We start from the raw sequence: 17983 nt of genomic DNA on the forward strand, positions 1-17983 counted from the left end.
AAAGTGATCTCTCATGGCAGATTATAAGAAACAGACAAGGCGGCGAGGCTTTCTCCTGCATTTAGTGCGCTCAGCTCTCTGGAAAGAAGAATTTGCTTCTTTTGAGATGCCGTCCAATGCTGTTCGCTCATTGTTTCGATTAGCGAAGGAACAAACTGTTGAAGGGTTGGTGAGTGAGAGTTTGATGAGAAACAATGTCCGTCTGCCCAAAGAAGATGCTTTTCAGGTTTATAAAATCAATCGGGATGTTACAGAAAGTAATGCGATTATCAACAAAGCTCTCTCAGAATTATGTGTGTTGTTGACTGAAAATCATGTAAAATTTGTCGTAGTCAAAGGGCAGACCATTGCGGCTTTGTATCGTGTCCCAGAGATGCGAACCCCGGGCGATATTGATTTCTATTGTGATGAGCAGAATTTCCAAAAAGCAAAAGATGTGATAGCTAAGAATTGGCATGTTGAATATGAAGATGATACAGAATCCGAGCAACATGTTGCCTTTTCATATAAAGATGTCACGTTTGAGTTGCATTTCTGTTTGATGAAATTTGCCAGTCCTTCTAATCAGCGAAAGTTTGATGCTTATATGAAGGAATCACAATGGGATAAGATATCCATTGGGGATGTGGAGGTCCCGATATTAAATCCCGAGCTGAATATTTTATATACATTCCTTCACTTATATCACCACTTGATAGAATTAGGAGTCTCTATCAGGCAATTTTGTGACTTGGCAGTATTGGCAGACCATCTGCAGATTCGCAAGGATTTATTGGAAACGATGTTAAATGACATTGGCTTTATGCGTGCATTCAAGACGGTCGGGTGTATCCTTGTCGATTATTTGGGATTGCCAAAAGAAAAGTTTCCTTTTCAACTATCCCGAAAGGACAGAAAACATGTGGGGTATATGTTTGATATCATATTCGAACATGGAAACTTCGGGATGCATAGGCGTAAATATGAGATGCGAAGTGGCTTAGGCTATTATATGGATAGTTTTAAGACGAAACTATCTCACTATTGGCATTTGTACAAGCTTTCACCCAAGGAGTGTAGGGCGGTGTTGGCGTTGGATGTCCCGAAGAAAATATTACAGGCAGTGAAAAGATAAGAAACAACTGTGTTTCTCTTAATTCAAAAGGGCAATTTCCTGATGGGAGATTGCCCTTTTTATATCTTGGACTATAGCTTGAGCATAAAGTCTTTGCTTCTGTTTATAGTTGCCACCATTTCTTTTTTACAGGTGCAGAGTCTATGGTGCGGCGTTGCACTGTTTCTTCAATGATGTTCTGGAATGTAAGATTATCTTTGATCATGTGATATATCGTACCCCAATCTGGAAGTCCTCCCAGATTTCGGTCGTCAATCCAAATGTCAGCCTTAATCTTACGTGAGAAGTGATTGTTGTATTCCACTTTCTCTTCTGGGAAATCTTTGTTGACAGCATAAAATTCGACACCTCGCTGGCGACACCATTCTACAGCTTCCTCCAACAACTTGCCTTCACGGACACTCCATAGTATGAGTTTGTGCTGATCGGCAATCAACATTCGGAGTGTTTCGGTTGCGAATGGCAGTTCTTTCCCTATCTTAGGGTATTCATGCTCTACTATTGTCCCGTCAAAGTCAACTGCTATAATCATATAATTTTATTGTTCGGTGTAAAAGAGGGGATGCACAGACTGAAGCTGTGTATCTCCTCTTCTTGCTTTTATTAACGTTTCACAGAGGTGTCGTTCTTGTTTCCGTAATTGCTATTGTTATAAGTGCCATAAGAACCATACGAGCTATAGCGGCTGTATTTTCCGTAATAGGCGTATCTTCCATAGTTCTTGTAGCCATAATAATAGCCATATTTCTTCTTCGACATATCAATACCGTTGAGCACGATAGCCATGTTCGGCAGCTTGTTCTCTTCTGCGAGGCTGTTGATGAGGTCGAATGAATTTTTCGTGGTAAAGTCTGCACGACACATATATATCGTAAGATCTGCCACACGTCCGATTTGCAATGTGTCGGTTACCAATCCAACCGGAGCGGTATCGATCAGGATGTAGTCATAGTGGTTTCTGAGAACAGCCATGACATCTTCCAGACTTGGACGGGAAATCAACTCAGTCGGGTTGGGAGGAACAGGACCTGCCATCAGTAAGTCAAGGTTGTCGTTGATGCCTGACGGAAGAATATTTTCTCTTACCATATCCTCTGTCGGATGCTCATGGGTCAGCAGTGGAGTAATGCCACGCTTGTGATCTTTGATCTCAAACAGTTCAGCCAGACGTGGTTTGCGGATATCCAGTCCGACAAGGATTACTTTCTTGCCAAGCAAGGCGAAGCTGACAGCAAGATTGGCAGCATTAAACGTCTTACCTTCACCAGATGTGGTAGAGGTTAGCAGGATGACTTTCTCGTTTTGATGCAGCATGAACTGTAGATTCGTACGCATTGAGCGGAAAATTTCCTCCATCTGGTTGTTCTTGTTCTCATGGACAACGATATCTGCCTTTGTCTTTGCCGATTCACTGGCAACAGGCACGTCTGCCAAAATTGGAAGTTTGGTCCGTTCAACCACATCTTCATGACCTTCGATTCTGTAACGAATCAACTGAAGGAGGAAGAAGATAAGAGCGGGAATTGCTAATCCCAGAATGCCTCCGACAAGTAAAATGGAAGCAGATTTAGGACTGATCTTTCCTCCGGGCAGAGGTGGGTCAATCAAACGGCCTTTGTCTGCTGTAGCTGCCAGTGAGATAGAGTTCTCCTCACGTTTTTGGAGCAACATGAGGTAGAGACCTGACTTCACATCCTGCTGACGTCCGATTTGGTTCAAGATTCGCTCTTGCTCAGGGGTGGCGGCAACTCTTCCTGCATATTTACTATATTGAGAAGACAATGCGTTACGTTTAATCTCCAGATTACGACGGTTCTGTGTCATCGAGCGACGGATACTGTTACTTAAATCATCCAGTTGTGTGGTGAGTGGCACTACGGAAGGGTTGCTTTCTGAAGAACTTCTCAACATGCGGGTACGTTCCAAAGCGATTTCATTATAACGATTGATGAGCGAAGCGGTCATTCCGTCACTCAATCCCACGTCGGCAGGCAGAAGTTGGTATTTGTTGCCCGATTGATTCATGATGGAAGACAGCTCATCGAGCAGTGCCAACTGAGTGCTGGCATCGGCTAATTCCTTTTCAGCTGCATCAGTATTTCCAAATGCAGCTCCTGCACTTGCACCTAAAGTGGTCATGCCCTGACTTTTCTTATAACTTTCCAGTGCACCTTCGGTTGTTCCAAGTTCGCCGCTGATTTTCTCCAGACGACTGTTGATAAATTCTTCTGTGCGTAGCGCAATCATGTTTTTATCGTCATTGGCTTGACGGTTGTAGCAAATGACCAGTTGGCGCAGGTAGTCAGATGCGCGTTTTGAAATGGGGTCTGTAATGCCCAAATTCAAGATGCTGCTTGCTTTGTTGAGGTTGTTGACAGACAGTCTTCCTGCATAGCTACCAGCCATATTTTTAGGTGAGTTAATGGTAACTTTCATCTCTGATCCGTTACTGAACGAGCCGCCACTTGCGTTAAGTGATATAATACCTGCACGTGTTCCAATTGTTGCGGGGAGGCTGTTGAAAGACTTCTCGATAGAGTAGGGACCGGTTGAATGCTCATCACTTACTGATACATAATATGTTCCAGTCACGACATATTTATTGTCTTTGCGCTCAATCGTTAGATTGATCGGGGCATTGAGGCGCTCCAGATGAGCAGAATCCAAGTCAACGCTAATAGGCTGGCTTCGGTACATATCTACATCCTTGAGTCTTCCTTCTGCGGTGTAGGTGACGTACAGTTTCAAATCGCGTATGGCATCGGCTGCCAATGTGCGTGATTTGAGAATCTCCATCTCGTTGTCAAGTCCGGCAGAGTTACTCATGATACCCAAGTTTGTCATGCCCTGTATGCCACGACCACGACCGCTTGAGTTGTCTTCTGCCTTGACAAGGAGTTTGGCGTGAGACTGATAGATGGGAGTAGCATAGCGCAACTTAATGGCTGCTATTCCTAAACAGATAATGAGGGAAAGGACGAACCACTTCCAGTTAAGGAGATAGGTGGTCAATAATTTTTGGAAATTGAAGAAAGATTTCTCTGCCATTTCCATCACTTTCCCGGAGTCAATTTTTTTGTTTTCTTCCATGGTATTGTATTTATTGATTTATAATTTCAATGTTTCAGAATGATCTGTCCTCATTGGCAATATTGATGAGATATTGTCCGTATTCATTTTTAATCATGGGTTCTGCCAGTTTTCGAACCTGTTCGGGTGTAATCCAGCCATTATGCAGGGCGATTTCTTCGAGACAGGCTACTTTCAGTCCTTGGCGTTTTTCAATGACTTCGATAAACGTACTGGCTTCTGAAAGACTGTCGTGTGTACCTGTGTCAAGCCATGCAAAACCACGCTTAAGCGTTTGCACTTTCAGGGAATGGCGTTTCAGATATTCCTGATTGACGGTTGTGATTTCCAACTCTCCTCTTGCGCTGGGTTTGATGTTCTTGGCGATGTCCACCACGCTGTTCGGGTAGAAATACAATCCGACAACGGCATAGTTGCTTTTCGGATTCGCTGGTTTCTCTTCTATGCTCAGGCAGTTTCCTTCAGCATCAAATTCCGCCACTCCATAACGCTCTGGGTCGTTGACGTAATAGCCAAAGACGGTAGCGGTATTGTTCTCGGCATTCTTAACCGCTTCGTGCAGCAATTCTTCAAAGCCTGCGCCACAGAAGATGTTGTCTCCAAGAACCAAACATGCGGTGTCGTCTCCGATAAACTCCTCACCGATGATGAATGCCTGTGCCAATCCGTCCGGACTCGGCTGCTCCGCGTATTGGAAGTTGACTCCCAGTTCGCTGCCGTCGCCCAGCAATCGGCGGAATCCCGGCAGGTCGTGCGGTGTCGATATGACGAGTATGTCGCGGATGCCCGCCTGCATGAGCGCCGAGATAGGATAATAAATCATCGGCTTGTCGAAAATCGGAAGCAATTGCTTGCTGATTCCTTTTGTAATCGGGTAGAGGCGTGTGCCTGAACCTCCTGCTAATACAATTCCTTTCATATACTTGTTCTGTTTAATATGCTTTCTTGTCCGGTTTGAACAGACTGACGGCAGTCAGGAAGATAATCTTGATGTCGAGCCAGAATGTCCAGTTTTCAATGTACCAAATATCTCTTCTGATGCGTTCCTCCATCTGCCAAAGTTCTTTGGTCTCGCCTCGGAAACCTGTCACTTGGGCGTATCCCGTTATTCCGGGTTTTGAGAAGTGGCGGACCATGTATTTGTCTATAATCTGCGAATACATCTCCGTGTGATAGGTCATGTGTGGACGTGGTCCCACAATGCTCATGTCACCCCGGAGAACGTTGAAGAATTGGGGAAATTCGTCAATGTTGGTCTTCCGCATGAAGTTGCCGAACGGGAATTTTCTCGGGTCGTCGATAGATGCCTGCTGCATGTCGGCTGCCTTGTTGACGTGCATAGAGCGGAATTTATAGCAGGTGAACGACTGCCCGTTGAATCCAGTCCTTTCCTGTTTGAAGAAGATGGGACCGGGACTCTGTCTCTTGATGATGAGGGCAATGATGGGGATGAACGGAATCAAGATGATGCACACCACGAGGCTGACGACGACATCGAAAGTCCTTTTGATGAATTTGTTAGTGTATTGCGCCAGCGGCTCGTTGCGGTTGGTGAAGATGATTTGGTCACCAAATCTTTCGGGTTTCAGATTCAGACGGAAATTACCAAACATGCGTGGGATGTAGTAGAAATGCATCACGTGTCTGTCACAATATTGCATGATGCGCACGAGCTGTTCGGCTTCGTCATGCGAAAGGCTGCAAAAGACCTCATCTACGTGTCTGTCGTGTCCCTGCTCTTTGTCCATGAAGTCGTCCAGGTCAGCCAGATTGCCAATGTGCGTGAACTTCTCAGGACAGTTGGGAATAGCGTTGTTGCTATAGTAGCCTTTTATCTTGTATCCGGTTGACGGGTCCTCCGTAATCTCGTTGTATATCTGTAAGACGGCGGGGTCGTCACCAATGAAAATGACTGAGCGGTTGTTGCGCCCCATTTGTCGGATATACTTGAGCAGATGGCGTTCAGCCAGGCGGGCAAGCATGATGATGACGAAGAGGGCGAACATGTAGATGAACAGATAGCGGAAAAAACCGCCACCATCGCATATCAGACGTACGAAGATAAACGTAATCGCTGCCTGCAGAATGACCATGCGCGACACACGGCTTGCCACCTGTTCGAAAGAAATCCGGCGATAATGGATGACTGACGGAACGAAGAATTGTGCAATGGCCATCGCAATGTTGGCAATCAGATAGATGATACGGGGATTAGCACGGAAATAGGCTGGCACGATTTCCTGCGCATAGTGATAGAACAGCGCCATGGTGATATTGAGCAACACAAAGTCAATCAATACCACAATGTATTTTATCAATTCATTGCCGTTCGAATAATATTTCATCTAAAAACTGGTTGTTTCTTTAATTTGCGCGCAAAGTTACGAAATTTTATTGAGATAAATAGGCGAAGACGGAGTTTTTTTCTGTTTTGTCGTTTTTTGTCCCGATTTTGTCCTTTTTTATCTTAAAAAACGTCCTAAATCCACTTGCATAAACATACAGAAAAGCCGTATAAATATAACGGTTGAACTTTCGTTTTCCAAAAGTTGAACTTTCGTTTTCCAAAAGTTGAACTTTTGCACGCTGAAAGTTGAACTTTTACCGCCTGAAAGTTGAACTTTTGGAAAGCTGCATCTAACTGTTTGTTTTACAACGGGTTAGATTCTTGCTTCAGAAATGGCGCAATGTGCATAAATATACAAAACGTTCCTCGGCTCAATTGCCTGAAAACGGAGTTGGAAGTAAGGGAAATATGTTTACAAACTTGACAACTTTTTTGAAGTTTGGATGCTCTCATGATGAACCGATGATTGTTCTCCGACGAACAATATTTTCTCAATAAAAACGGATTTATTTTGTCGTTCAGTCTTTTTGTTGTAATTTTGCAGGTGCAAATTTCAAATTAAACAAATTAAGTATATGGGAATATTTTCGAAATTATTCAAGAAGAACGCTCAGGAAGTAAAGGTGGGAGGCATGGAAGACTACATGACGCTTATCCGTGTGTATTTCCAGGCATCGATTGCCTCGAAACTGGGGATAACAAATCTGGCGATGCTCCCGGACCTGCGCATGTTCAAAACGACCTTGCATGTCCCGACCGTGAACAACAAGTTGGGCGTGGGGGAGAAGAACCAGTGCAAGAAAATGCTGAAAGAACTATACCGTACGAATGACAATTTCTTTACGGAAATTGATGAGAGCATTAAGAAAAATTGCAGGAAATTGCAGGACACGCAAACCTATATGCTGCAATTCCAGGGACTTTCCCAAGAGTTGATGATGCTGGTTGGCAACCTGATGAAGTTCAAGCTTCGGGTGCCTTCGTTCTTCAAAAAAGCAATTTATGCGATGACGGAAAAGACGGTCAGCGATATCTTTAATAAGAACGACTACAAAGATCCGGGAGTCATCAAGTCGGTTATGGCAGTAAGGCAATACGATCAGCGCCTCGGCTTCAGCCAGCAGTGGATAGTTGACTATGTCTATCAGATTGTCATGCTGGCAAAGAAAGAGCCCCGGAAAAAGGACGACCAAGAACTCGAGAAGAAGTAGTTGGGCGACGGTCGTAAATCAGTGATAATCTGTGAAATCCGGATTTAAATTAAATTTATGATATAAAATATTTGGTAGATTCAAAATATTGAAGTAATTTTGTGGGCAAATTATAGTTCATGGCAGATAAGAATGAGAATACATTGACGTTGTTTACGACACGTGTCAGGCAGATGATTCTCCAATACAAAGAAGTAAAGGCGGAGAATCGTAGTCTGCAGGTGAAGCTTGACGAACGTGATGAAGAAATCAAGCTGCTGAAAGGGCAGATTGATCAGCTGCGAAGTGACTATGATATGCTGAAAATGGCAAAAATGGTCGAAATCACCGATGGCGACATGGAGTCAGCCAAGGCGCGATTAGCCAAATTGATTAGAGACGTTAACAAGTGCATCACCCTGCTGAGTGAGAAGTAAACGCAAATGATGTCTGAAGAATGAGTGAGAAACTACATATAAGATTGCATGTTTACGATATGGATATCGCGGTGAATATCAATCGCGAAGATGAAGAATTGTATCGTAATGCAGCAAAGCTTATAACGGGGACGGTAAACGATTATGCCAAGATATACAAGGAAAACAAGACCGTCAAGGATTTGTTGTATATGGCATTGATCGACATCGCTTTGAGGTACATGCGGGAATCAAAGCGCAATGATACCGCCCCCATCAGTAATATTCTCGTAAAAATTACTTCAGAAATAGAAAACGCGTTGAAAGAGTAGGGAGACTGGAGTAAGGAACATTTATAGAGAATATTAATATAGATAGTATAGTATGGAACTTTTAACATTGATTGTTTCGGCAGCCTGCCTCATCGTGGGAGGAATTGCCGGATACCTTATTTTCCGTTATGTAATCAAGGGAAAATATAATGAAATGCTTGAAGCAGCCAATAGGGATGCTGAAGTAGTGAAGGAAAAGAAACTTCTGGAAGTAAAAGAAAAATTCTTGAACAAGAAAGCCGAACTGGAAAAAGAAGTCCAGCAGCGCAACCAGAAGATTCAGCAGAATGAGAACCGGTTGAAGCAGCGCGAAATATCGTTGAATCAGCGACAGGAAGAAATCGGGCGCCGCAAGCAGGAGGTGGAACAATTCCAGCAACGCATAGACAATGAGAAAAAACTTCTGCAAATCAAGCAGGATGAATTGGAAAAGATGCGTCTGCAAGAGCGTGAGAAGCTGGAAGAACTCTCAGGACTGAGTGCCGACGAGGCTAAGAGCCGCCTGATTGAAAGCCTGAAAGACGAGGCAAAGACCGATGCCGCCAGCTATATTAACGAGATTATGGACGAGGCGAAGCTCAATGCCAACGCGCAGGCAAAGAAAATCGTGATACAAACCATCCAGCGAGTGGCAACGGAAACAGCTATTGAGAATTCCGTCAGCGTATTCCATATAGATAATGATGAGGTGAAAGGACGCATCATTGGTCGTGAAGGTCGGAATATCCGTGCATTGGAGGCAGCAGCCGGCGTGGAAATCGTGGTAGATGACACCCCGGAGGCAATCGTCATCTCAGCCTTCGACCCTATCCGCCGCGAAGTATGCCGCTTGGCGCTCCATCAGTTGGTTGCCGACGGACGTATCCATCCGGCGCGCATTGAGGAAGTCGTTGCGAAGGTAAAAAAACAGCTCGAGAACGAAATTATCGAGACGGGAAAACGAACCACCATCGACCTCGGCATACATGGGCTGCATCCGGAGCTTATCCGCATTATCGGAAAGATGAAATATCGTTCCTCTTATGGTCAGAACCTCTTACAGCATGCCCGTGAGACAGCAAATCTCTGTGCCGTGATGGCTTCTGAACTGGGACTGAATCCGAAGAAAGCCAAGCGCGCAGGACTGCTGCACGATATCGGAAAGGTGCCCGATGAGGAAAGCGAATTGCCACACGCACTCTACGGAGCGAAGATAGCAGAGAAGTATAAAGAGAAGGCAGACATCTGCAACGCTATCGGAGCTCACCACGACGAGCAGGAGATGAACACGCTTCTGGCGCCGATTGTCCAGATTTGCGACGCCATTTCCGGAGCCCGTCCGGGTGCCCGCCGTGAGATTGTGGAGGCATACATCAAGCGATTGAATGACCTGGAGGCTATCGCCATGAGCTATCCGGGCGTGACAAAGACCTACGCAATACAGGCAGGTCGTGAGTTGCGCGTGATTGTCGGTGCCGACAAAATGGACGATGCGGAGACCGAAAAGCTGTCGGGCGAAATCGCAGCGAAGATTCAGAACGAGATGACTTATCCGGGACAGGTGAAAATCACCGTTATCCGCGAGACCCGTTCGGTGGCTTATGCGAAATAAGTCAGGACGTTGATTATAGGTGTGTTCTATCAATTAGTATGTATGTTTCATTCAGGTAGCGTTCTTTGGCTTTGATGCTCTTTGTTTCTTGTCGGCATTTTTCTCCTTTTATCCTTGACGCATAGCCCGCTATGCGCCTTCGGAAAGTAAAAGAAGAAAACTGCTCAACAATCAATCAAACATCATCTAAAGCTAATTGATAGAATACACCTATAAAGAAATGACGGGGATTTCAGTTCGGTCTGAAGTCCCTGTTTTTTTATCCCAGCTGGTTATGAATCCTTTTCCCGGCTATGTAGATTCCAGTAGCAAGTGCAAAGTTATGTTATTTTTTTGAAGAATTCAGCAGTAGGTGTGGAAAAGTTTAGTTTTTTTCTTGGCCTACGGTTTATTTTATGTTGTATTCTCTTTATTTGTTCCTCTGAAATATGTTTAAAGTCAGTTCCTTTTGGTATATATTGCCTGATGAGTTTGTTGGTGTTTTCTATGTTTCCTTTCTCCCATGATGAGTATGGATGTGTGAAGAAGATCTTTGTTTTGAGTCTCTCTGCTATGTATTTGTGCTCAGCGAACTCACTTCCGTTGTCTGTGGTAATACTTTTTATCCTTCCTATGTACGGTGTCATCATGGCTACTACGGTTTTTGCCAGCTGCTTTGCGTTTTTCCCGTGTCTGAGTTTTCTCATCATGAAGAAGTCCCGGCTTCTCTCGACAATTGTAACGATTGCCCCTTTTCCGTCCTTTCCGATGATGGTGTCCATTTCGAAATCCCCGAATCGTGTTCCGTCAGCCTCTTCTTCCCTCTGTTCTATCATTACCCTGTCCTTTATGGCAGTATGTGCAGTTTCGGCAGTCCTTCTGATGTTCTTCAGGCGGTGCCTGCAGTGTTTGTAGAGTTCTCCTCCGCACTTGCGGTCAAATCGGATATATTGATAGATGGTTTCTACTGAAACGCACTTTTCTCCATTCCTTTCCATCCATCCCTTGATTTGTTCCGGCGACCACTGCTCACACACCAGGAGTGAGACGATTCTCCTTCGCATATCTATGGAGAACTTGCGGTGTCTCCTCATCCTGTGCTTACGCTCGTCACACTTATGCTGGGCTATACCATAATGGTAATGGTGTGTGCCTTTGTTGCGTTTCAACTCACGATAGACTGTGCTGTAATGCACTCCTATCGTATCAGCGATGTCTTTTATCGCTACATTCTTTTGCCGTAACACGAAAATTGTGTACCTTTGCTGTGAGGTTAGTTGATGATACATCATTACAATACAAAGTTAACTAATCTTTGGGAGACAGCAGTCTCCCTTTTTGCTTTTTTTTTGTATTGCTACTGGTGAATCAATGTCTCGCCGGGGCTGTCTGCCCCTTGCCGACAGCGTTCCACGAGTGTTTTACATGGTTGAGGGCTTACAATTGAAAACCATTTGCACTTCTTATTGGAACTTATGCTAATCGATTTGGGTTAAATACCTAAAAATGATTATTGTGTAATTCGTTTTTTTTTATTTATTTTGCAACGGAAACATTATATTTAGGTACGCGAATGAAGAATCAGAAGATGTATGAGGCGGATGATAAGATGATTTCGCTGATAAAGGACAATTATAATCTGTTGCAGAGTCTGGGCAGTTTCGGCATCAGTCTTGGCTTTGGTGACAAGACCGTGCGTGAAGTGTGCGAGCAGCAGCAGGTAGATACCTATACCTTTTTGGCTGTGATTAACTTTACCATCAACGGTTATCGCGATTTTGACGATGTGGAAAGACTTTCCATTCCGACTTTGATGCAGTATCTGCGTGCCAGTCATGCCTATTTCCTGGATTTTCAGCTGCCCTTTATCCGCAAGGAACTTCAAGATGCGCTCGACGAGAACGACAATCTTGCGCGGCTAATCATGAAACTCTACGACGAGTATGCCCATTCCATACAGCGCCACATGCGCTATGAGGAGAAACTGCTCTTCCCGTATGTAGAGGCTTTGCTGAACAATAAAGTCAATGAGACCTATGATATTGAAACCTTTTCGAAACACCATGGGGCGACCGACGTCAAGCTGCGTGAGTTGAAGAATATCATTATCAAGTATCTGCCAAGCGACGGTCTGCACAACAATCAGTTGTCTGCCACGCTCTATGATATCTACAACAATGAGGAATGGCTGTCTCTTCATGCGGAGGTGGAGGACCACATCTTCGTTCCAGCCATCCGGATGTTGGAGAAGAAGTTGCGTCAGACGGACGTGTCAGCCAAGATTTCCAACATGATCAATCAGAATCCGAACAATGGTGATGTGCTGAGCGACCGCGAGCGCGACGTCATCGTCAGCCTTGTGCAGGGAATGACCAACAAAGAGATTGCAGAACATCTGTTCATCAGCGTCAATACCGTCATCACGCATCGTCGGAACATTGCCCGGAAACTGCAGATTCACAGTCCTGCGGGACTGACCATCTATGCCATCGTCAATAATCTGGTGGACATCTCGGCGGTCGAGTTGTAATATCGAAGGAATAAGTCGTGTGACGCGCAAGGAACGTTTTTTCTTTGCGGATGGCGACAAAACAAGCAGGTTTATTTTTGGTTTTTCCGTGCGAAAAGCGTACCTTTGCACGCAATTAAACGTTAAAATCAAGTTGTTATGATTAAAATCACATTCCCAGACGGCTCTGTTCGCGAGTATGAACAGGGAGTGACTGGTTATCAAATCGCCGAGAGCATATCGCCGGCTCTCGCACGCAACGTTGTATCTTGCGGAGTCAATGGCGAAACGGTAGAACTGAATCGTCCCATCAACGAAGATGCGACCATCGCACTCTACAAATTCGAGGACGAAGAAGGCAAGCATACCTTCTGGCACACCAGCGCACACTTGTTGGCTGAAGCACTGAAAGAATTGTATCCCGGCATCCAGTTCGGTTTCGGACCGGCAGTGGAGAACGGATTCTTCTACGACGTGATGCCAAAGGACGGCGCAGTTATCAGCGAGAGCGACTTCCCGAAAATCGAAGAAAAAATGATGGAATTGGCTCGTAAGGATGAGGCTGTCGTGCGTCGTGAAGTGTCGAAAGCCGATGCGCTGAGAGAGTTCAAAGCCGACGGACAAGACTATAAGTGTGAGCATATCGACCTCGATTTGGAGGACGGCACCATCTCGACCTATACGCAAGGCGCCTTTACCGACCTTTGTCGGGGACCGCACCTCGTATCAACGGGGCTCATCAAGGCAGTCAAGATAACAAGCGTTGCCGGCGCATTCTGGCGTGGCGATGCCGAGCGCGAGCAGATGACACGCGTCTATGGTATCTCCTTCCCGAAGAAAAAGATGCTCGACGAGTATCTCGTCATGTTGGAAGAAGCCAAAAAGCGCGACCACCGTAAGATAGGAAAAGAGATGGAACTCTTCATGTTCTCCGACCGCGTGGGAAAAGGTTTGCCCATCTGGCTGCCCAAGGGAACGGAGCTCCGCCTGCGTCTTCAGGACATGTTGCGCAAGATTCAGAAGAATTTCGGATACCAGGAGGTCATCACCCCGCACATCGGTGGCAAGAATCTGTACGTGACCAGCGGTCACTATGCGCATTACAGCAAAGACGCTTTCCGTCCGATTACCACACCGGAAGAGGGCGAGGAATACATGCTCAAGCCGATGAACTGCCCGCACCATTGCGAGATTTTCGCCAGCAAGCCGCGCTCCTATCGCGACCTGCCGTTGCGCATCGCTGAGTTCGGAACGGTTTATCGCTATGAGAAGAGTGGCGAGCTGCACGGATTGACCCGTGTCCGTTCGTTCACGCAGGACGATGCGCACATCTTCTGTCGTCCCGACCAGGTGAAAGGCGAGTTCCTTCGCGTGATGGACATCATTCAGGCAGTGTTCACCATATTCAAGTTCGAGAATGTGGAGGCACAGATTTCGCTGCGCGACCCGAAGAATACGACGAAATACATCGGCTCCGACGAGGCTTGGGAAGAGAGTGAACAGGCGATTATCGATGCTTGTAAGGAGAAAGGACTGGAGGCGAAAATCGAATTGGGTGAGGCTGCTTTCTACGGACCGAAGCTCGATTTCATGGTCAAGGATGCCATCGGACGCCGCTGGCAGTTGGGAACGATTCAGGTGGATTACAACCTGCCGCAGCGCTTCCATCTTGAATATACTGCAGAGGACAACTCGAAACAGACACCCGTCATGGTGCATCGCGCGCCGTTCGGTTCGATGGAACGATTCACGGCGGTGCTCATCGAGCATACCGCAGGTCATTTCCCCTTGTGGCTTACGCCCGACCAAGTGGCAATTCTTCCCATCTCCGAGAAATTCAATGACTATGCTGTGGAGGTGCAGCAATATTTCGACAGCGTGGGCGTTCGTGCAAATGTCGATGACCGCAACGAGAAAATCGGTCGCAAGATTCGCGACAACGAGCTCAAACGCGTTCCATACATGGTGATAGTCGGTGAGAAAGAGGCTGCCGAGGGGCTTGTCTCCATGCGCCAGCAAGGTGGCGGCGAGCAAGCCACGATGACCATGCAGGAGTTCGCACAGCGCATCAACGCAGAGGTGTTGGAAATGCTCAAGGCTACCAACCTGAAGCCGAGAGATTAACAAGATGTCATTTATGAGACAGAAAGCACCCGTTTTGCCTGGCAGAACGGGTGCTTTTATTTTTATAGACGGGCAGAAAAAGACTCCGGACAAGTTGAAGAAGGGCAGATTTTTGCCATTCCGTTTCCGATTTTCAATTTAATGTATTATCTTTGCCGATATACAAACTAAATCAGCAAAGGATATGAAAGCAAAAGGTTTTGTCGTGATGTTGATGGTAATGCTTGCCCTTCAGGTGCAGGCGGGTAAGGTTTCCTATTATTTCTGGCAGGGAAAAGTGGATGGGCAGCCCGTTAGGCTTGCTTGCGCAGTGAAAGATGGCGTCATGACGGGCGAGATGTTCAGCGAGGTTGATGGCAGCACAGAAGTCTATAATGTGGCGGGCTATGAGACGGACGGGATGTACGATATCCGTGTCTATGACGACGGTGAAGGCATCAACTATATCTATTTTCTCCGTGCCGAGTTGAAAGGAAGCAGCCTGGTGGGCATCGTGCAGCCCAGCGGCGAGAAGTTCCGGCTGAGGAAGTATTCCGACAAGTATGCCAGTCCGATAGACCGTGAGCCCGGTGTGTACAGCAGTCCCTATCTCGAAGGCAAAGTGTTCCGTTTCGAAGGATGGGGCCGTGGCGGCATGTATCAGTATGAAAACCCGATGCGCGTCAAGGGCGAACTCACGCTGTGGGGCAACACACGGGATGAGACTTTCGAGTTGTCCATACGCCGTGACGGAGGTCCGGACAATAAAGGCAACGACGCTTTGGTCGATGCTGCAGGACTTTACCTGCCCGACCATGGCGATTTCGATTACACCATCCAGTATTGTGGTTATACGTTCAGCGTGCGGTTCTACGACCATTTCCTCGTCATTCGTTCCGTTTCGGGCTCGCCGTCAGGCTGCTTCGGCAGCGGTGCAGCCATCACGGGCATCTATATCGCAGTTCCTGCGAAGGGATAGTTTTCCTTGAACCCAAATCGGTCATTAGACTTTGTGTTCAGAGTGTTGTTTGCTTTGTGCAGATGTCTTCAACCTTTCTCGACGGCGTAGCGGGCTACGGTGAGAGAAAGGTTGGAGGCAGATGCCGAAGCAAATGATACTATGACACGAAGAGCAGAACATCAGTGCTAACATATCTGATGGCGTTCTAATGACCGATTGGGGTTGAACACATCTTCGGGCGGGAATAAACGTCTTGAACATAACGAATCGTTCCCCCAAACAGCATCAATGGTTATCCGGAAGTTCCCCCTTCGTTGACCAATCTCGTACGACTTTGGTGACCAATTTCGTACGACTTTGGTATGCAATCTCGTACGAGTTTGGTATGCAATTTCGTACGAGTTTGGTCAATGAAACTTCAATCCCCGATGAATAAAGGGATAAGTATGGGGTGATGTTAGTTGAACAAAGCCTTGATTACGAACCACAACACGGGCACAAGGAGTGCCGGCAGCATGTTGAGGGTTTTGCAGTCTTTCAGTCGGAGGAGCGAAAGGCCCGATGCCGTGATGAGCAGTCCGCCCACGATGAGCAGCTCTGACATGAGCGCATCGCTGACGGCGTCGCTCGAAAGGCGGGCTGTGAGAAAGAACAGTCCTTGCCAGCAGAAGAGCACAGGGGCAGCGAGCAGCATGCCGATGCCGTAGGTGGAGGCAAAGACCATGGCAGAGATGAGGTCGAGTGTGGCGTTGGTGTAGAGAAATGTGTGGTCGCCTTGGAGTGCGCTGACGACCGGTCCGAGCATGGAGAGCGGTCCGATGCAGTAGAGCAGGGTGGCAGTGGAGAGCCCTTCGGCGAGCTTGTTCTCTTTGTTTTTTGAACGGCGGTTCACCAGTCGGGTGAACCTGCCGTCCAAGTCGAGCGCCGTTCCAATGATTGTTCCGACAGCCATGGCGACGATGAAGAGCACGGGATATTCGCTTTTCGGCATGTTCGACACGAAAGCGTTGAGCCCGATGCCCAGGCTTGCCAGTCCCAGAGCGGTATAGAGTGCCTCCTTGTATTTCTCCTTAATGCCTCGGTGGAGGATGCTTCCGGCAATGGTTCCGACGATAATCGTGCAGGTATTGACAATCGTTCCTATCATGGCAGTCGTTTCGGGAAAGGCGGTTACATGCTTTCTTTCAGGATTTCAACCACTTCCTCGTGGGTGAGCGTGTGGAAATCGTTGGGGATGATGAAGGTGGCATTGGCAATGCCTTCGAACATCTCTTCCTTCACTCCGAGTTCAGCCAGCGAGAGTGACACGCCGATTTCGCGCATCCATTTCTCGAGTTCCTTCAGTCCTTCTTCGGCAATCTCCCGGTCGCTCTTTCCTTCGCCCCGAACACCCCACACGTTTTCAGCGAAATGGCGGAATTTCAGTTCGGCATGTGGCAGTAGGTGGCGGTAATAGGGCAGTGTGACGGCAGAGAGCGTCATGCCGTGTGTGGCGTTGGTGTAGGCTCCGACAGCCTGTCCTATCATGTGCACCATCCAGTCTTGGTGCTTGCCGCATTTGAGCATGGTGTTCAGTGCCCACGTCGCTGTCCACATGATGTTCGAGCGTGCCTCGTAATCCTCTGGATTTTTGATGGCGATGCGGCTCGAGTGAATCAGCGAGCGCATGAGTCCTTCTGCGAGATAGTCGCTTGTGTTGTCGTCGTGGTTGGAGAGATATTGCTCGAGGATGTGGCACATGATGTCGAAAAATCCTGCCACCATCTGATAGCGTGGAACGGTGAAGGTGAATTTGGGGTTGAGAATGGAGAATTTCGGCATCACGTTGTCGCCGAACACCTTGCCCACTTTCAGTTTCTTCTCGTGGTTGGTGATGACGCTGCCGCCGTTCATTTCCGAACCCGTCCCCACCATGGTCAGGATGCTGGCCACGGGAATAATTTTACAGGTAGGTTCTTCCTGTCGCTCATAATACTTCTCCCACGGGTCTTCGTCGCACCATGCCGATGCGCTCACGCCTTTGGCATAGTCGATGGTGGAACCGCCACCGACGGCGAGGATAAGGTCTGCGTTGTTTTCGCGTGCCAGTTGGGCACCCTCATAAAGTTTTTCAACCGTAGGGTTGGGCATCACTCCCGGCAGTTCGACAATGGTCTTTCCTGCTTCTTGCAGGATAGAAACAACCGCATTGTAGATGCCGTTGCGCTTGATGGAGCCTCCTCCATAGGTCAGGAGTACGGTCGGTCCGTAGTTTTTCAGTTCGTCACTCAGGAATTTCAGCGAGTCGTCGCCGAAATATAACTTCGTCGGATTGGAATATTTGAAATTGCCTAACATAGTTATATATATTT

At 47.0% G+C, this 17983-nt stretch carries 15 protein-coding genes; 8 read left to right on the top strand and 7 right to left on the bottom strand.

All coding sequences use genetic code 11. The features are described from left to right. The first annotated feature begins 13 nt into the window (after nucleotides 1–13). A complete protein-coding gene (locus GRF55_RS04045) occupies nucleotides 14–1114 on the top strand; it encodes a nucleotidyltransferase family protein (RefSeq protein WP_220369261.1) in 1101 nt (366 codons plus the stop codon). Nucleotides 1115–1217: 103 nt separating this feature from the next. Here the strand turns inward: GRF55_RS04045 and GRF55_RS04050 are convergent, their stop codons facing one another. The 4 genes from GRF55_RS04050 to GRF55_RS04065 form a co-directional block, all read right to left on the bottom strand. Beyond that, nucleotides 1218–1646 carry a BT0820 family HAD-type phosphatase gene (locus tag GRF55_RS04050; RefSeq protein ID WP_220369262.1) on the bottom strand — a complete coding sequence of 143 codons (429 nt, stop codon included), beginning with the start codon at nucleotides 1644–1646 and terminating at the stop codon, nucleotides 1218–1220. Between the two features lie 71 nt (nucleotides 1647–1717). After that, nucleotides 1718–4204: a polysaccharide biosynthesis tyrosine autokinase gene (locus GRF55_RS04055; RefSeq protein ID WP_220369263.1), complete on the bottom strand. Its 2487-nt coding sequence runs from the start codon at nucleotides 4202–4204 to the stop codon at nucleotides 1718–1720. Nucleotides 4205–4238: 34 nt separating this feature from the next. Then, on the bottom strand, nucleotides 4239–5123 hold the full coding sequence (gene rfbA / locus GRF55_RS04060) for a glucose-1-phosphate thymidylyltransferase RfbA (RefSeq protein ID WP_220369264.1): 885 nt from the start codon (nucleotides 5121–5123) through the stop codon (nucleotides 4239–4241). Nucleotides 5124–5136: 13 nt separating this feature from the next. After that, nucleotides 5137–6549 (bottom strand): undecaprenyl-phosphate glucose phosphotransferase, encoded by a 1413-nt coding sequence (locus GRF55_RS04065; protein WP_220369265.1) that lies wholly within the window; start codon nucleotides 6547–6549, stop codon nucleotides 5137–5139. 577 nt (nucleotides 6550–7126) lie between these two features. Between GRF55_RS04065 and GRF55_RS04070 the strand changes: the two genes are divergently transcribed. The 4 genes from GRF55_RS04070 to rny all read left to right on the top strand — a co-directional run bounded on the left by GRF55_RS04070 (nucleotide 7127) and on the right by rny (nucleotide 10080). Continuing rightward, nucleotides 7127–7762 (top strand): hypothetical protein, encoded by a 636-nt coding sequence (locus GRF55_RS04070; protein WP_220369266.1) that lies wholly within the window; start codon nucleotides 7127–7129, stop codon nucleotides 7760–7762. Nucleotides 7763–7881: 119 nt separating this feature from the next. Then, nucleotides 7882–8178 (top strand): hypothetical protein, encoded by a 297-nt coding sequence (locus tag GRF55_RS04075; protein ID WP_220369267.1) that lies wholly within the window; start codon nucleotides 7882–7884, stop codon nucleotides 8176–8178. 20 nt (nucleotides 8179–8198) lie between these two features. After that, complete coding sequence (locus tag GRF55_RS04080; protein WP_220369268.1) at nucleotides 8199–8489, top strand: cell division protein ZapA; 291 nt, start codon at nucleotides 8199–8201, stop codon at nucleotides 8487–8489. Nucleotides 8490–8541: 52 nt separating this feature from the next. Continuing rightward, nucleotides 8542–10080, top strand: coding sequence for a ribonuclease Y (rny, locus tag GRF55_RS04085; RefSeq protein WP_220369269.1), 1539 nt, complete (start codon nucleotides 8542–8544; stop codon nucleotides 10078–10080). 320 nt (nucleotides 10081–10400) lie between these two features. Here rny and GRF55_RS04090 read toward each other — a convergent pair whose 3' ends face one another. Further along, entirely contained in the window at nucleotides 10401–11348 is a 948-nt protein-coding gene (locus GRF55_RS04090) for an IS30 family transposase (protein ID WP_220369615.1), read from the bottom strand. Between the two features lie 284 nt (nucleotides 11349–11632). On the opposite strand from GRF55_RS04090, the gene GRF55_RS04095 reads away from it, so the two are divergent. The 3 genes from GRF55_RS04095 (at nucleotide 11633) to GRF55_RS04105 (ending at nucleotide 15650) form a co-directional block, all read left to right on the top strand. After that, the gene (locus tag GRF55_RS04095) at nucleotides 11633–12589 is read left to right on the top strand and encodes a LuxR C-terminal-related transcriptional regulator (protein ID WP_220369270.1); all 957 of its coding nucleotides are present in this window, start codon (nucleotides 11633–11635) and stop codon (nucleotides 12587–12589) included. A 138-nt stretch (nucleotides 12590–12727) separates the two neighbouring features. After that, complete coding sequence (thrS, locus tag GRF55_RS04100; protein ID WP_220369271.1) at nucleotides 12728–14692, top strand: threonine--tRNA ligase; 1965 nt, start codon at nucleotides 12728–12730, stop codon at nucleotides 14690–14692. A 184-nt stretch (nucleotides 14693–14876) separates the two neighbouring features. Next, complete coding sequence (locus GRF55_RS04105) at nucleotides 14877–15650, top strand: hypothetical protein (RefSeq protein WP_220369272.1); 774 nt, start codon at nucleotides 14877–14879, stop codon at nucleotides 15648–15650. A gap of 439 nt (nucleotides 15651–16089) precedes the next feature. Here GRF55_RS04105 and GRF55_RS04110 read toward each other — a convergent pair whose 3' ends face one another. Then, entirely contained in the window at nucleotides 16090–16779 is a 690-nt protein-coding gene (locus GRF55_RS04110) for a DUF554 domain-containing protein (protein ID WP_220369273.1), read from the bottom strand. Nucleotides 16780–16802: 23 nt separating this feature from the next. Then, on the bottom strand, nucleotides 16803–17969 hold the full coding sequence (locus GRF55_RS04115; protein ID WP_220369274.1) for an iron-containing alcohol dehydrogenase: 1167 nt from the start codon (nucleotides 17967–17969) through the stop codon (nucleotides 16803–16805). Nucleotides 17970–17983 lie beyond the last annotated feature (14 nt).

The organism is Prevotella sp. Rep29 (genome assembly GCF_019551475.1).
Taxonomy (GTDB): Bacteria; Bacteroidota; Bacteroidia; order Bacteroidales; family Bacteroidaceae; genus Prevotella.